The sequence below is a fragment of the Bacteroides sp. K03 genome, assembly GCF_019734355.1.
In the GTDB taxonomy this organism is placed as follows: domain Bacteria; phylum Bacteroidota; class Bacteroidia; order Bacteroidales; family Bacteroidaceae; genus Bacteroides; species Bacteroides nordii.
This window is the reverse complement of the sequence record NZ_JAASHC010000006.1, coordinates 1-15,612: the sequence shown is the minus strand read 5'-3', so window position 1 is coordinate 15,612 and position 15,612 is coordinate 1. Positions and strand designations below refer to the sequence as shown.

The 15,612-nt window shown below is 41.0% G+C and carries 12 protein-coding genes; 9 read left to right on the top strand and 3 right to left on the bottom strand.

Features of this window, described 5'->3' with window-relative positions:
- Window positions 1–24 precede the first annotated feature (24 nt).
- On the bottom strand, window positions 25–396 hold the full coding sequence (locus HCG69_RS06375; RefSeq protein ID WP_221649358.1) for a DUF3127 domain-containing protein: 372 nt from the start codon (window positions 394–396) through the stop codon (window positions 25–27).
- Window positions 397–549: 153 nt separating this feature from the next.
- Here HCG69_RS06375 and dnaN point away from each other — a divergent pair, with 153 nt between their 5' ends.
- From dnaN to HCG69_RS06335, 8 genes are all read left to right on the top strand, one after another.
- Window positions 550–1,674, top strand: coding sequence for a DNA polymerase III subunit beta (gene dnaN / locus HCG69_RS06370; RefSeq protein ID WP_221649357.1), 1,125 nt, complete (start codon window positions 550–552; stop codon window positions 1,672–1,674).
- A 119-nt stretch (window positions 1,675–1,793) separates the two neighbouring features.
- A complete protein-coding gene (locus HCG69_RS06365; RefSeq protein WP_221649356.1) occupies window positions 1,794–2,579 on the top strand; it encodes a 3'-5' exonuclease in 786 nt (261 codons plus the stop codon).
- Window positions 2,580–2,644: 65 nt separating this feature from the next.
- Complete coding sequence (coaBC, locus tag HCG69_RS06360; protein WP_221649355.1) at window positions 2,645–3,838, top strand: bifunctional phosphopantothenoylcysteine decarboxylase/phosphopantothenate--cysteine ligase CoaBC; 1,194 nt, start codon at window positions 2,645–2,647, stop codon at window positions 3,836–3,838.
- A 38-nt stretch (window positions 3,839–3,876) separates the two neighbouring features.
- Window positions 3,877–4,785, top strand: a complete 909-nt coding sequence (locus HCG69_RS06355; protein WP_221649354.1) for a DUF4835 family protein — start codon at window positions 3,877–3,879, stop codon at window positions 4,783–4,785.
- A 126-nt stretch (window positions 4,786–4,911) separates the two neighbouring features.
- Entirely contained in the window at window positions 4,912–6,576 is a 1,665-nt protein-coding gene (gene recN, locus HCG69_RS06350; protein ID WP_221649353.1) for a DNA repair protein RecN, read from the top strand.
- A 122-nt stretch (window positions 6,577–6,698) separates the two neighbouring features.
- The gene (gene rlmB, locus HCG69_RS06345) at window positions 6,699–7,445 is read left to right on the top strand and encodes a 23S rRNA (guanosine(2251)-2'-O)-methyltransferase RlmB (RefSeq protein WP_221649352.1); all 747 of its coding nucleotides are present in this window, start codon (window positions 6,699–6,701) and stop codon (window positions 7,443–7,445) included.
- A gap of 145 nt (window positions 7,446–7,590) precedes the next feature.
- Complete coding sequence (locus HCG69_RS06340) at window positions 7,591–9,294, top strand: serine protease (RefSeq protein WP_221649351.1); 1,704 nt, start codon at window positions 7,591–7,593, stop codon at window positions 9,292–9,294.
- A 493-nt stretch (window positions 9,295–9,787) separates the two neighbouring features.
- Window positions 9,788–10,162, top strand: a complete 375-nt coding sequence (locus HCG69_RS06335) for a RidA family protein (protein WP_221649350.1) — start codon at window positions 9,788–9,790, stop codon at window positions 10,160–10,162.
- On the opposite strand, the gene HCG69_RS06330 is transcribed toward HCG69_RS06335, so the two are convergent.
- Complete coding sequence (locus tag HCG69_RS06330; protein ID WP_221649349.1) at window positions 10,130–11,428, bottom strand: folylpolyglutamate synthase/dihydrofolate synthase family protein; 1,299 nt, start codon at window positions 11,426–11,428, stop codon at window positions 10,130–10,132. The genes HCG69_RS06335 and HCG69_RS06330 overlap by 33 nt on opposite strands.
- A 133-nt stretch (window positions 11,429–11,561) precedes the next feature.
- Between HCG69_RS06330 and HCG69_RS06325 the strand changes: the two genes are divergently transcribed.
- Window positions 11,562–12,887, top strand: a complete 1,326-nt coding sequence (locus tag HCG69_RS06325; protein WP_002561526.1) for a PhoH family protein — start codon at window positions 11,562–11,564, stop codon at window positions 12,885–12,887.
- A 341-nt stretch (window positions 12,888–13,228) separates the two neighbouring features.
- Here the strand turns inward: HCG69_RS06325 and HCG69_RS06320 are convergent, their stop codons facing one another.
- Complete coding sequence (locus HCG69_RS06320; RefSeq protein WP_221649348.1) at window positions 13,229–15,217, bottom strand: glycoside hydrolase family 97 protein; 1,989 nt, start codon at window positions 15,215–15,217, stop codon at window positions 13,229–13,231.
- Window positions 15,218–15,612: the final 395 nt, after the last annotated feature.

Below are 15,612 nucleotides of genomic sequence, written 5' to 3'. Positions count from 1 at the left end.
GAACTCTCTGATAATTTTTTTTTCTTAGAATGGCAGGTCATCCTTTGCGTCACCAGCGATAAACTCGGGTGCTGCTGTCGGGGCTGGAGGAGGAACCGGAGCGCCCGGAGCCATGGGTGCACCTGCTGCTACGCGTTCCACTTTCCATGCACGTATACTGTTGAACCAACGATCCTGCCATTGACGTGCATCGACGTCAAAGGATACGGTGAGCTCTTCGCCCATCTGGATATTGAACTGCTCTATTTTGTCAGCACCAAATACGTCAAAACACATTTTACGTGGGTACTGGTCGTGGTTTTCAATAACATATTCCTGCGATTTCCATTCGTTCCCAGTCTTAGAAACTCCGCCTCTGGGCTGGAGTATAGCGATAATTTTTCCTGTAAATTCCATTGCGATAAATTTAAATTCTGCGGCGAAGTTACAATTTTTTAGGAATATCTAAAGCACAACCCGGTGTTTTTTCTTTCGTTTTGTTGGTGCACCCCAATCTTTTTTTGTAACTTTGTGCATTGATAAAATTAAAAATTAAACATTCGGAAATATATGAAATTTATCGTTTCTAGTACTGCGCTTTTCAGCCATTTACAGGCTATTAGCCGTGTGATAAACTCAAAAAATGCGCTGCCTATTTTGGATTGTTTCCTCTTCGAACTGGAAGACGGAACGTTGTCTGTGACCGTTTCTGATAGTGAAACGACGATGGTAACCTCTGTCGAGGTCAATGAAAGTGATATGAATGGTCGCTTTGCAGTGGCTAACAAAACATTGCTCGATGCTTTAAAGGAGATACCCGAACAGCCGTTAACGTTCGATGTAAATACCGAAACTCTTGAAATTACTGTGCAGTATCAGAACGGAAAATATAGCCTTATGGGGCAGAATGCCGATGAATTTCCTCAGTCTGCCACGTTGGGTGAAAGTGCTGTTAGGGTGGAGATGAGTGCAGATATACTGCTGGGTGGTATTAATCGCAGTGTATTTGCTACTGCAGATGACGAATTGCGGCCTGTGATGAATGGTATTTATTTTGATATCACTACTGAAGATATTACAATGGTAGCTTCGGATGGGCACAAATTGGTACGTTGTAAAACACTTGCTGCCCGTGGCAATGAGCGTGCTGCCTTTATTTTGCCAAAGAAGCCGGCTACTTTGCTCAAGAATCTGCTGCCGAAAGAAAATGGCATGGTAGTGATTGAGTTTGACGAACGCAATGCTGTTTTCACACTTGAAAACTATCGTATGGTATGTCGTCTTATTGAAGGCCGTTACCCTAACTATAACTCAGTAATTCCGCAGAATAACCCGCATAAGGTGACTGTAGACCGTCAGCAACTGATAGGAGCTTTGCGTCGTGTGTCAATCTTCTCGTCGCAGGCCAGCAGTTTGATAAAACTCCGTATCCAGGAGAACGAAATAGTAATTTCCGCACAGGATATCGATTTCTCAACTTCTGCAGAAGAAACTCAGGTATGTCAATATGCTGGCGCTCCGATGAGTATTGGTTTTAAATCAACGTTCTTGATTGATATTCTCAATAATATTTCGGCAGAAGAAGTCATAGTTGAATTGGCAGATCCATCGCGTGCTGGTGTGGTTGTTCCTGTGGAGCAGGAAGAGAATGAAGACCTGTTGATGTTACTCATGCCGATGATGCTGAACGATTGATTCAGTTGAAAGTTGAAGTTGAGAGTTGAAAGTTGCTATGCAGTATGATAGCGCAGCTGACTTTCAACTCTCAATTTTCAACTTTTATTTTTTTTACAGATAAAGACTTTAAACAGAATATGAAATTAAACCTTAAGAATCCTATCGTTTTTTTCGATCTTGAAACGACAGGTACAAACATCAATACAGACCGGATCGTAGAAATCTGTTACCTCAAGGTACATCCAAATGGAAATGAAGAGACTAAAACCATGCGTATCAACCCGGAAATGCATATTCCTGAAGCTTCTTCTGCCGTGCATGGGATTTTTGATGCAGATGTGGCAGATTGCCCTACTTTTAAGGAAGTAGCAAAAAATATAGCCAATGATATTGAAGGTTGTGATCTGGCAGGATTCAACTCTAACCGTTTTGATGTACCTGTGCTGGTAGAAGAATTTTTGCGAGCAGGAGTGGATATAGACATTAGTAAACGTAAATTTGTAGACGTTCAGGTCATTTTCCATAAGATGGAGCAGCGTACACTTTCTGCTGCTTATAAGTTTTATTGTGAGAAAAGCTTGGAAGATGCACACACTGCCGAAGCCGATACCCGTGCTACCTATGAGGTATTGAAAGCACAGCTTGACCGCTATTCAGAAGAGTTGCAGAATGATATTGCATTTCTGGCAGATTACTCCAGCTTCAATAAGAATGTAGATTTTGCCGGGCGTATGGTATATGATGATAATGGGGTAGAAGTATTTAATTTCGGTAAGTATAAAGGTCAGTCCGTGATAGAAGTTTTGAAGAAAGATCCGGGATATTACAGTTGGATTCTGAATAGTGACTTTACACTCAATACCAAAGCGATGTTGACAAAAATCAGGCTGAGAGAAATGAGTAATATGAATTATAAATTATGATTTATGTTGGGTGTGATACATAGTATAGCCGATAAATCATAATTCATAAATTAAAAATCACAAAATTGAAAGGTAAAAAAATAATTCTTGGGATCACTGGTAGTATTGCTGCTTACAAAGCCTGTTATATTATTCGGGGACTTATAAAGCTGGGTGCTGAAGTGCAGGTAGTTATTACTCCTGCAGGGAAGGAATTTATTACTCCTATCACACTGTCGGCGTTAACCAGCAAGCCTGTTATTAGTGAGTTTTTTGCACAGCGGGATGGTACATGGAATAGTCATGTGGATCTTGGCCTTTGGGCAGATGCCATGCTGATAGCTCCCGCCACTGCTGCTACTATCGGTAAGATGGCAAACGGCATTGCCGACAATATGCTGATTACTACTTATCTGTCTGCCAAAGCACCTGTTTTTGTAGCACCGGCAATGGATCTCGATATGTATGCTCATCCTTCCACTCAAAAGAATCTGGACATTTTACGTTCGTATGGCAATCATATCATAGAACCTGGTACGGGATTTTTGGCGAGCCATCTTGTGGGGAAAGGACGTATGGAAGAGCCCGAAAATATTATTCGTGTTCTTAATGCTTATTTTTCGGCCAGTGGTGATCTGGCAGGAAAAAAGATATTGATCACTGCCGGTCCGACTTACGAAAAGATAGATCCGGTACGATTTATTGGTAATTATTCTTCCGGAAAGATGGGGTTTGCACTTGCCGAAGAGTGTGCCGGTCGAGGTGCAGAAGTGATGTTGGTTACTGGCCCGGTGTGTTTACAGACATCCCATCCGCGTATTCATCGTATTGATGTGGAAAGTGCTGTTGAGATGGCCAATCAGGCACAATTATATTTTCAGCAGGCTGATGCTGGTATTCTTTGCGCTGCTGTGGCAGATTTTACACCGGAAACGACAGCCGGCTATAAAATAAAGCGGGAGAACGACGATCTGACGCTTCGTCTTAAGCCTACACAGGATATTGCTGCTACGCTGGGACGGATTAAAACAGCAAAGCAGAAATTGGTAGGCTTTGCACTCGAAACGAATGATGAGCAGCACAATGCCCAGAGTAAGCTGGAACGGAAGAATTTTGATTTTATCGTACTTAATTCTTTGAACGATTCCGGAGCAGGATTTCGTTATGATACAAATAAGATCAGCATCATTGATCGGCAAGGACATACGGATTATCCGCTGAAGTCGAAGCCGGAGGTTGCACAAGATATAATTAACCGTTTGGTGGAGGAATTGCAATGAAGCGGATTGGGGGGATATGGAACATAAGATGTGATGTAATGTGGAAGATATTGAGTGCTTTTGCGGTATGGTTATTTCCTCTGTTTCTTTCGGCCCAGGAACTTGATTGTAAAGTGACTGTCAACCATGCTCAGGTGCAGGGAACGAATGTGCAGGTATTCAAAACACTTGAAACCGCACTGACCGAATTTATCAATGAGCGCCACTGGACACAAGCACAGTACGAGATTAATGAGCGTATTCGTTGTTCCATGAATCTTACTGTGAAAGGATATAATGAGAATGAAGGTCGATGGACGTGTGAGCTTATAGTGCAATCCACCCGTCCGGTTTATCAGTCTGGTTATCAGTCTACCGTGTTTACTTTCAAGGATAATAATGTAGAGTTTAATTATCGTGAGTTTGATCCGTTGGAGTTACGTGATAATCTGATAGATAATAATCTCACTGCTGTTATTGCCTATTATGCCTATCTGATGATTGGCCTGGATATGGATACGATGTCACTAAAAGGTGGAACAGAGCTTTTTCGTGCAGCTGAGAATGTAGTGACTGCTGCACAAACTTTGAATGAAAAAGGTTGGAAGGCTTTTGATGATAGTCGTAACCGTTATGCTATTGTTTCCGACTATCTGGATGAGGGTATGAGTCCGCTTCGTCAGATGATGTATGAGTATCATCGAAAAGGAATGGATGAAATGGTAACCAATGCCACCCGTGCGCGTGCGGCTATTACTGCTTCACTTGCCGGATTGAAACAGGCGCGTGATACTAAACCTATGTCTTCATTGCCTGTGATATTTACGGAAATAAAGAAAGACGAACTGGTCAATATTTATGGTGGAAAATCACCTGCAGCTCAGAATGAACGAGAACAGGTATATCAGATTCTTTCAAATATTAATCCTTCGCAAAATAGCGTATGGGACAAGATCAAATCAAAATAATGTGCCTGTGTGCCAATGAAAAGAGACTTAAAGAATAGAGAGATTTAAATAATTAAATAATTAATAAAATTATGTGCACAGCCAATTGGCACATTGACTAATTGGCATATTAGCACGTTATTATATATGCTACGTTCACTGTATATTCAGAATTATGCCTTAATAGAGAAGTTGGATATCCACTTCGATACAGGATTTTCTGTCATCACGGGTGAAACCGGTGCCGGGAAGTCAATTATATTGGGGGCTATTGGTTTGCTGTTAGGGCAGCGGGCTGATGTGAAAGCGATCCGTCAGGGGGCATCTAAATGTATTATAGAAGCTCGTTTTGATATTTCTTCCTATGGTATGAAACCTTTTTTTGAAGAGAATGAACTTGGGTATGAAGATGAATGTATTCTTCGTCGTGAAGTGCAAGCGTCGGGCAAGAGCCGGGCTTTCATTAACGATACCCCGGCTTCGTTGACACAAATGAAAGAATTGGGTGAACAGCTGATTGATGTGCATTCCCAGCACCAGAACTTATTATTGAATAAGGAAGGTTTCCAGCTCAACGTACTTGATATTTTGGCACACAATGATGATGCGTTGAACACTTATCATCGGCTTTATACAGACTGGAAGCGTTTGGATAAAGAACTTGACGAGTTGATTTCGTTGGCCGGACAAAGTAAAGAGGATGAAGACTATATTCGTTTTCAGCTTGAACAGCTTGAAGAGGCACATCTTGTCGAAGGTGAGCAAGAAGAGCTGGAACAGGAGTCGGAAACATTGAGCCATGCTGAAGAAATAAAAGCAGGGCTATACCGTATTGAACAGGTTTTTACTTCCGATGAGGGTGGTTTATTGGCTGCATTAAAAGAAAGTTCTGGTTCTCTTTCTGCCTTACAAAAGGTGTATTCACCTGCAACGGAACTTGCAGAACGTATGCATAGTAGTTTCATTGAGCTGAAAGACATAGTAGATGAAATTAGTACCCAGAGTGAAAATATAGAATTTAATCCCACTCGTCTGGATGAAGTTAACGACCGTTTGAATCTGATCTATTCTTTGCAGCAAAAGCATCGTGTGCAGACTGTTGAGGAGTTAATAGGATTGACGGAGGGATATAAAGAGAAATTGTCGGCTATCACTTCGTTTGACGATCGTATTGCTGCTCTGACAGCCGAAAGAGATATCCAATATAATAATGTGAAAAAACAAGCCGGGGTTCTTACGAAGGCTCGTGTTACTGCTGCCCGTGAAGTAGAGAAGCAGATGGCTTCCAGGTTAGTGCCGCTAGGTATGCCTAATGTGCGGTTTCAGGTAGAGATGGGGGTACGCAAAGAACCCGGATTGCAGGGGGAGGATACAGTTAGCTTTCTTTTCTCTGCCAATAAGAACAGTGCATTGCAAAACATCTCGTCTGTAGCTTCCGGTGGTGAGATCGCTCGCGTCATGTTATCTGTTAAGGCAATGATAGCTGGAGCGGTAAAACTCCCTACCATTGTGTTTGACGAAATAGATACCGGTGTTTCCGGTGAGATTGCTGATCGCATGGCAGACATTATGCAGGAGATGGGAGAGCAGGAAAGACAAGTGATAAGTATCACCCATTTGCCGCAGATCGCTTCCCGTGGATGTGCACATTATAAGGTGTATAAGCGTGATAGTGATACTGAAACAAATAGCCACATTCGTCGTCTTACTGATGAAGAACGGGTAGAAGAAATAGCGCATATGCTGAGCGGTGCTACTTTGACGGAGGCAGCGTTGAGTAATGCAAAAGCGTTATTAGGATTTACGATTTGATGATTTACTATTTACGATCTAGCTGCGTAAGGCAGGAAGAGTAAATGTAGAAATGGAAGAATCGCAAATAGAGAGTATTTTTTTATAGTAAATTGTACATAGTTAAATAGTAAATAAATAAGATGATTGATCAAAGTGAAATGATTTTCGGTGTTCGTGCCGTAATAGAGGCTATACAAGCAGGTAAAGAGATTGATAAAATTCTGGTAAAGAAAGATATCCAGAGTGATTTGTCAAAAGAGTTGTTTGCAGCCTTGAAAGGTATGCTTATTCCGGTGCAGCGTGTTCCGGTAGAGCGTATCAACCGCATTACCCGTAAGAATCATCAGGGAGTAGTAGCATTTATCTCTTCTGTGACTTATCAGAAGACGGAAGATCTTGTACCTTTTTTGTTTGAACAGGGTAAGAATCCGTTCTTCGTAATGCTGGATGGTATGACGGATGTCCGTAATTTTGGTGCTATAGCCCGTACTTGTGAGTGTGCTGCGGTGGATGCCGTTATCATTCCGGCCCGGGGTAGTGTGACGGTAAATGCAGATGCTGTGAAAACTTCTGCGGGAGCTTTGCATACTCTACCTGTTTGCCGTGAACAAAGTTTGAAGAGTACTTTACAGTTCCTCAAAGATAGTGGCTTTCATATTGTGGCTGCCACCGAGAAAGGAGATTATGACTATACGAAAGCCGATTATACTACTCCGACATGTATTATTATGGGGGCCGAAGACAAAGGAGTATCTTATGAGAATCTTGCACTATGTGACGAATGGGTGAAGATTCCGATGCTGGGTAGTATTGAATCACTTAATGTATCTGTGGCTGCCGGCATTTTGATATATGAGGCTGTGAAACAACGTCACAGTGACCTTTAAACTTTGAGTAGTTAGAATTTAGTAGTCAGTAGTCAGAATCTATGCAGCGTGATAACTTTTAAACCGAATGGATTCCAGCTACCAGCTTCTAACTACTAACTTCTAACTGCCAGCTACTAACTACTAACTTTTTAATTTTTAATTTATGAAAAAGATTCTGTTACCTTTAATACTTATTTGTATGTCGGTACAATGGAGCATGGCACAAGCCCCTAAGTGGGTAGAAAAAGCTAAGCGTGCTGTATTCTCTGTAGTGACTTATGACAAGAACGATAAAATACTCAATACCGGAAATGGCTTCTTCGTTACTGAAGATGGTATAGCCCTGTCGGATTATTCTCTTTTCAAAGGAGCGGAACGTGCCGTTATTATTAACTTTGAAGGAAAACAGATGCCGGTAAATGCTATTCTCGGAGCAGATGATATGTATGATGTTATCAAGTTTCGCGTGGCTATCACTGAGAAGAAAGTTCCTGCGCTGGTAATAGCTACTACAGCTCCTGCTGTAGGGGCAGAGGTGTATCTGCTACCGTATTCTACTCAGAAAGATCGTACGTGTACACCGGGAAAAGTACAAAAGGTGACTAAGGTAGGAGAGAATTATAATTATTATACGCTTGATATGCGTTTGAAAGACAAGATGGTGAGCTGTCCTGTGGCTACAACGGATGGTCAGGTGTTCGGGCTTGCACAGAAGTCATCCGGCAAGGATACTACCAGCATCTGTTATGCTGCCGGAGCCGCTTTTGCCATGTCTCAAAGCATTAGTGCACTGTCTCTCGGTGATCTTACTTTGCGGAATATTGGTATCAAAAAAGGATTACCTGAAACAGAAGAACAGGCACTCGTGTATTTATATATGGCTTCTTCACAATCTACTCCCGAAGTATATATGTCTTTATTGGATGATTTTGTGAAGCAGTTTCCGAACAGTCCGGATGGATATCTTCGCCGGGCTTCAACAACTGTTTTTAATGCAAAGGATGATGCTGCGTTTGATAAAGCAGCGGCCGATATGGAACAAGCCTTAAAAGTAGCACAGAAGAAAGATGATGTGTACTATAATATGGCAAAACAGATTTATAGTTACCAACTTGGCAAACCTGAGAAAGTCTATAAAGATTGGACGTATGACAAGGCTTTAGAGTATGTTCATAAAGCATTGGCTATTGATTCTTTGTCTGTTTATGTACAATTGGAAGGAGATATTCAGTTTGCAAAGCAAGACTATCCGGCAGCATTGGTTAGCTACGAAAAAGTGAATCGTACCAATCTTGCTTCACCTGCTACCTTCTTCAGTGCTGCTAAAACGATGGAATTAATGAATGCCGATCCGAAGGCAGTACTTGCTGTGATGGATAGTTGCGTAGCGCACTGTCCACAACCGGTTTCCGCAGATAATGCTCCTTACGTGCTGGAGCGCGCCCAGATGAATATGAATGCAGGAGAATATCGTTCGGCAATGCTTGATTATGACACTTATTTCAAAGCAGTAAATGGACAAGTGAATGATGTATTCTATTATTACCGTGAGCAGGCGGAATTTAAGGCCCGTCAGTATCAGCGTGCTCTGGATGATATTGCTAAAGCTATTGAACTCAATCCGAAAGAGCTGACTTATCGTGCTGAACAGGCAGTAATAAATTTACGTGTGGGACGTTATGAGGAAGCGCTGAAAGTGTTGGATGAGGTATTAGCAATTGATTCTAAATATGCTGAAGCTTATCGTTTGAAAGGAATCTGCCTGATACAATTGAAAAAGCAAGAAGAGGCTTGTGCCAACTTTGCCAAGGCAAAGGAACTGGGTGATGCCAATGTGGATGAATTGATAAAGAAACACTGTAAATAGGTTTTGAGTTGGTAAGTTGGTAAGTTTTTGAGTTCTCATAGTAAATCCTCATATGATACTATATGTATAGAAAGGATGTATTAAAAGCTCATCAACTTAAAAACTTACCAACTTACCAACTTACCAACTCAAAAACTTACTAAAAAACTTCACAGAAATGGTGAAGCCCCTGTCCACGCAGTTGGATAGGGGCTTCTTTTTGGAGATTTCCATAAAAACACTCTCTCTCATCTCCTTACTTAGTCAAGCTCAGGTTTTAGTTCCTTAAAGTTAGTCTTGTATTTTCTCTTGTATAACTATATAGTAAATGCGGAGGTATGCAGAATACTGCATTGGCTTCTGCTTTTTTTCTTAGAATTTTTATCAGAATCTTTTTTTTACTATCTTCGAAGCGTAAAATAACGTGTTAATGAGCTGAATACACCGGTTGGCAGGTTAACTGTGTGTGTTAATTGACACATTGTACATCATTAATAATAAAATAGAGAATAGAATGAAAAAAGTAATTTGTAGTGAAAAGGCTCCGGGAGCGATCGGACCCTACAGTCAGGCTATTGAAGCCAATGGTATGGTGTTTGTATCAGGACAACTGCCTATCGATGCTGCTACCGGAGTAATGCCGGAAGGAGTGGAGGCACAGGCTCGCCAGTCTTTAGAAAATATTAAGCACATCCTGGAAACAGCCGGACTGACAATGGCGGACATTGTCAAAACGACTGTATTTCTGCAGGATATGTCTTTGTTTGCCGGTATGAATGGCGTATATGCAACTTATTTCAACGGAGACTTCCCGGCCCGTTCTGCTGTGGCAGTGAAAGCTTTGCCGAAAGATGCCTTAGTTGAGATTGAGTGCATTGCGGCTCGCTAATAAATCTGCAACAATAAAACTACTGCCTCCTACAAAGATAAAGTCTTTGGGGAGGCTTTTTTCTTGTGCTGCACGTACGGCGCTCTCCACTGTTGGGTAGGTAGTACCTTTCAGGTCAAATTCATTGGCTATACTTTGCAATTCTCCTTCCGGCAAGGCTCGTTTTACACTTGCTTTTGTGAAATAATAACTCGCTTCCTGAGGCAACAGACTTAATACACCGCGAATGTCTTTGTCATTTACCATACCTATTACAATGTGCAGATGGTGGTATGGGATCGATTTTATTTGTTGGGTGATATACGTAATTCCACCGATATTGTGTCCCGTGTCGCATATTAACAGGGGAGCATCACTCAATTTCTGCCATCGCCCCATTAGTCCTGTCAATTCATTGACATGAGAAAACCCATTACGAACACTTTTCTCTTCAATCCGATATCCCAGAGCTTTCAGCTCTTTTAAAGCATGCAGTATTGTATTGGTGTTTTTTATCTGATAACATCCTCCAAGTTCTCCTTCCAAACGGGGATACTCCTGAGTTTCGTATACCAGCATATTGCTTTGGGAGTTCGCATTTAAGACAAGTGTATTATCTTCTGCAAATACGATGGGAGCATCCCTCTCTTTCGCTTTTTCAACAAATACCGGTCGGGTTTCTTCTGTCGCTTCTCCAATTATTACCGGGATTTCCTTTTTAATAATTCCCGCCTTTTCTCCTGCAATCTTTGCCAGTGTATTACCTAGAAACTGTGTATGGTCAAAGCTGATATTAGTAATGATACATAGATCCGGAGCAATGATATTGGTGCAGTCGAGTCGTCCTCCCAGTCCCACTTCAATGATTGCTACATCCACCTTTTCATCGGCAAAGTAACGGAAAGCCATAGCTGTAGTCAATTCGAAAAAGGAGGGATGGAGCGGTTCAAAGAAAGACCGGTGTTTTTCTACGAAGTTTATAACATATTCTTCAGGCATCATCTCTCCGTTGATACGGATACGTTCGCGAAAATCGACAAGGTGGGGAGAAGTATAAAGCCCGACCCGGTAACCTGCTTCTTGCAAAATGGCGGCAAGCGTATGGGAACAGGATCCTTTACCGTTCGTTCCTCCTACATGAATGGTGCGGTATTCACGATGAGGATGTCCGAAGTATTCATCTAATATTTTAGTGTTTTCCAGTCCTTCTTTATATGCTCCGCTTCCTATTTGCTGGAACATGGGTGCACTCTCATATAAGTACGTTAAAGTGTTCTGATAGTCCATCTTTTATAATATTTAACTGGCAAGAAATCTTTATTGCCCTTTTATTTCTTATCTTAGGTGCCACAATCCTTCATCGTAGTGACTGATTGCTTTAACGGATTGCAAATATCAACATTTTAAATCTAAGAAGAGTATGGGAACTAAGAAAAATTTTGTGCTTGACACAAATGTTATCCTTCACGACTACAATTGCTTGAAGAATTTCCAAGAGAATGATATTTATCTCCCCATCGTAGTGATTGAAGAACTGGATAAGTTCAAAAAAGGCAATGAACAGATTAATTACAATGCCCGCGAATTTGTCAGAGAACTCGATTTGATTACAGATGATAATCTTTTTACGAGTGGTGCCTCATTAGGAGAGGGACTGGGACGTTTGTTTGTTATTACGGGTGAAGTCGATTCTCCGGCTGTACGTGATTCTTTTCCTTCACGTAAGCCCGACCATCAGATTCTGGCTGTAGCAGACTATCTGGCGCACAAGCATACTAATATGAAGACTATATTAGTGACTAAAGATGTCAATCTACGTATGAAAGCCCGTTCTATTGGTGTGATTTGTGAAGATTACATTACTGACAAAGTGGTGAATGTAGATATCTTTGAGAAGTCCAATGAAGTATTTGAGGGAATTGATCCTACGCTAATCGATCAGATCTATTCTGCCCGGGAAGGACTGGATATCAACGAGTTTGATTTTAAAAATATTATTCGTCCTAACGAGTGCTTTATATTGAAAAGTGATCGTAGTAGTGTACTTGCCCGTTACAATCCTTTTACCCATACGGTTTGCCGGGTCAATAAAACGAAGAATTATGGAATTGAACCTCGCAATGCCGAACAAAGTTTTGCTTTTGAAATATTGAATGATCCCAATGTGAAACTGGTTGCTTTGACAGGTAAGGCCGGTACTGGTAAAACTCTTTTGGCATTGGCTGCTGCCTTAGGCAATCTGATTGATTATAAGCAGATTTTATTGGCACGTCCTATTGTGGCTCTTTCCAATAAAGATCTGGGCTTTTTGCCGGGTGATGCAAAAGAGAAGGTAGCTCCTTATATGCAGCCTTTATTTGATAATCTGAATGTAATCAAACGCCAGTTTGCTGCTAATTCCACTGAAGTGAAACGTCTGGAAGATATGCAGAAAAGTGAGCAATTGGTTATTGAAGCATTGGCATTTATTCGTGGACGTAGTCTGAGTGAAACTTATTGTATCATTGATGAAGCTCAGAATCTTACTCCTCACGAAATAAAAACGATCATTACCCGTGCGGGTGAAGGTACTAAGATGGTGTTTACCGGAGATATCCAGCAAATTGACCAGCCTTATCTGGACAGTCAATCCAATGGATTAGTTTATATGATTGATCGTATGAAAGAGCAAAATATCTTTGCCCATGTCAATTTGGTGAAAGGTGAGCGTAGCCAGTTGAGTGAATTGGCAAGTAATTTGATGTAATGACTCATAATAAGAATAGGGATACTTTTTGAATGTCCCCCACTTACAGATACAAGAGAGGCAACTAATTCGTAATGAATTAATTGCCTCTCTTGTATCTGTAAGAAGTATCCTTATTTTGGATCAAATGAAAAATGCTGTTGGCAGATTATCTGAATGTATAGATCCGGCTTACTTATTTTATTCCATGAAAATACGTATTTAATACCTTGTTAAAATGCATATTAACAGCGTCTTAAATACGTATTCTTATACTGTAAAAGTACGTACTTTTAAGCAATAAAAAACAGGCTTGTCAAAAGTGTTAAAAATAACACTAACAAAGATTTTTATTTGATCCCTTATTCTATTTTCATTGCAAATCCACCTCCGGGTGCGAGATGTATTTTCACTTTATCTTTATCATTCAACTTGATGTTTTCTTTTTTATAGTCCCGTCCGCTGCGATGTGCGTTTATACCATCTTTAAACAAGGTAACTGTTTTCCCTTTTTCTTTTAAGAATGATAAATCGACCTCTATGTCGCGTGCATCCCAATTAGTCATTCCACCGACATACCAGGTATTACCGTGTCTGCGGGCTGTTACTATATATTCGCCGATCTTGCCATCAAGAGTGATACTTTCGTCCCATACGGTGGGTATGTTTGCAATAAAATCCAGTGATTCCGGTTCGCGCATGTAGTTGCTTGGTGCGTCGCAAAGCATATTGAACGGAGATTCCAGTATAACGTACATGGCCAGTTGATGACATCTTGTACCCTGACTCATTGGTTCTGAATTGCAAGGATAATAGTTACCTTTTGCCGCATTGCGCATGGCACCTTGCGTATAATCCATAGGTCCTGCCACCTGGCGGATGAAAGGAATAATGACATCATACTTCATCTGGTCTACAGCAGGGCTCCATTTCATTTGTTCCAGTCCGTGCACTCCTTCAAAGTTCAGAACATTGGGATATGTGCGGTTCATTCCGGCAGGTTTGTATGTGCCATGCAGGTCGAGTATCAGTTTGTGTTTTGCACAGGTTTCAGCGGCACGGTAGTTAAAGTCTACCATTTCCTGATCATCACGATCCATAAAGTCTACCTTGAATCCTTTCACACCGATATCGGCATAGTGTTTACAGATATTCTCCATATCCCGGTTGAATGCGTGAAAACCTGCCCATAGGATGATGCCTACGTTCTTTTTCGCGCCGTAATCTACCAGTTCTTTGATGTCGATCTCTTTTACAACCTGCATCAGGTCAGCTTTCAGGTTTACTGCCCAGCCCTCATCCAGAATAACATACTCAATACCATGTGCTGCTGCAAAGTCTATGTAATATTTATAAGTTGCATTGTTGATTCCGGATACAAAGTCTACTCCGTCAATGTTCCAATTATTCCACCAGTCCCATGCTACTTTACCGGGTTTGATCCATGAGATATCAGCCACTCGTGAGGCCGCTCCTAACTTGTAAGTCATGTCACTGTTTGCCAAATCTTTATCTGTAGTAGAGAGGATCGCTATGCGCCAGGGGAATGTCCGTGGGCCATTCACTTTGGCTATATAGTGTTCGCGTTGTTGTACTTGCATTTGTAGCATGTTGTGCCCACCCTGTTTGGTAACTTTGGGGTATTGAGCTTGCTTGCCGGTCAGGCTGTTATTGCCGTTTGCGTTAGTCAGATAGAGTCCGGGGTAACTTTCCAGATCCGATTCTGTGATACAGATTTTTTTTCCGTTCCCTACTTCGACTACCAGCGGCAGAAACATCATTCTTCCTTTGTTTAGTTTTGAAAGCCGGTCGGTGGTATAAGCGTTCTCAAATGAATTCATAAACTGAGACTCATAATCTCCATCTTTTCCGGGCCTTACATAGGGCACTGTAGCCATAGCATCATCGTTAAACTGGTAATTGACCTCTTCACTTTGGATATTAAATGGCTTTTTCCGTTGATTGATAAAACGATAAGCTATTCCATCGTCGTATGCACGAAACTCCAATCCCCATTGTTTTTTGAATGTCAGTTTCAATTCGTTATATGTATCCTGGATTTTATCTTTCTTGTAGAATGGTGAAAGGATTGTTTCATTCACGCTTCGTTTGTTACTTTGGGATAGTTTGGCATTGTCGCCCCATACTTCTCCATCACTTAACATTAATGAAATAGGGGAGGGGGACAGGACAGACTGTCCATCATGTGTAATGTCATAGGTGATTTTTTCGCCGATGTTAATAGTTGTACTGATACGTCCGTTGGGTGAAGTCAACGTAAATTGTTTTTGTGCATAAACTGTGGTTATCAGAAACAGGCTGCACAGCAGGGTCATTTTTAGTTTTCTCATGGTATATAAATGTTTAATTAGACCTTGGTTATTTAGGTCGCTAATATGAAATCGTGTTGTGATATATAAAGTTGTTACAAATATACAATGAAAAAATATAAAAAACTGAGTTTGAGATAGGTTTGATTTATAATTGAATAGATATGAGCAAAACTCACCACAGAGTAGCACAGAGTTTCACAGAGTATTATTTATCTGATGAAACGCGGATTAACACAGATAAACACAGATTAAAAGACTGTATTTCTTTATCTTAGATTTGTTTCCCTTTGCGAAAATCTGCGTTAATCCTTTAGATTTGCATCATAATAAATAGATGTTGAAATATTATCTTTGTAGTTAAAACAAGTTAACCAAGGAAAGCAGGTGACCTATTGCGTTATCTAGGCAGAAGT

Excerpts from the sequence above, each read along its gene's own strand:
- HCG69_RS06375 (WP_221649358.1), bottom strand. The coding sequence starts at position 396 with ATGGAATTTACAGGAAAAATTATCGCTATACTCCAGCCCAGAGGCGGA.
- dnaN (WP_221649357.1), top strand. The coding sequence starts at position 550 with ATGAAATTTATCGTTTCTAGTACTGCGCTTTTCAGCCATTTACAGGCT.
- HCG69_RS06365 (WP_221649356.1), top strand. The coding sequence starts at position 1,794 with ATGAAATTAAACCTTAAGAATCCTATCGTTTTTTTCGATCTTGAAACG.
- HCG69_RS06355 (WP_221649354.1), top strand. The coding sequence starts at position 3,877 with ATGTGGAAGATATTGAGTGCTTTTGCGGTATGGTTATTTCCTCTGTTT.
- recN (WP_221649353.1), top strand. The coding sequence starts at position 4,912 with ATGCTACGTTCACTGTATATTCAGAATTATGCCTTAATAGAGAAGTTG.
- rlmB (WP_221649352.1), top strand. The coding sequence starts at position 6,699 with ATGATTGATCAAAGTGAAATGATTTTCGGTGTTCGTGCCGTAATAGAG.
- HCG69_RS06340 (WP_221649351.1), top strand. The coding sequence starts at position 7,591 with ATGAAAAAGATTCTGTTACCTTTAATACTTATTTGTATGTCGGTACAA.
- HCG69_RS06335 (WP_221649350.1), top strand. The coding sequence starts at position 9,788 with ATGAAAAAAGTAATTTGTAGTGAAAAGGCTCCGGGAGCGATCGGACCC.
- HCG69_RS06330 (WP_221649349.1), bottom strand. The coding sequence starts at position 11,428 with ATGGACTATCAGAACACTTTAACGTACTTATATGAGAGTGCACCCATG.
- HCG69_RS06325 (WP_002561526.1), top strand. The coding sequence starts at position 11,562 with ATGGGAACTAAGAAAAATTTTGTGCTTGACACAAATGTTATCCTTCAC.
- HCG69_RS06320 (WP_221649348.1), bottom strand. The coding sequence starts at position 15,217 with ATGAGAAAACTAAAAATGACCCTGCTGTGCAGCCTGTTTCTGATAACC.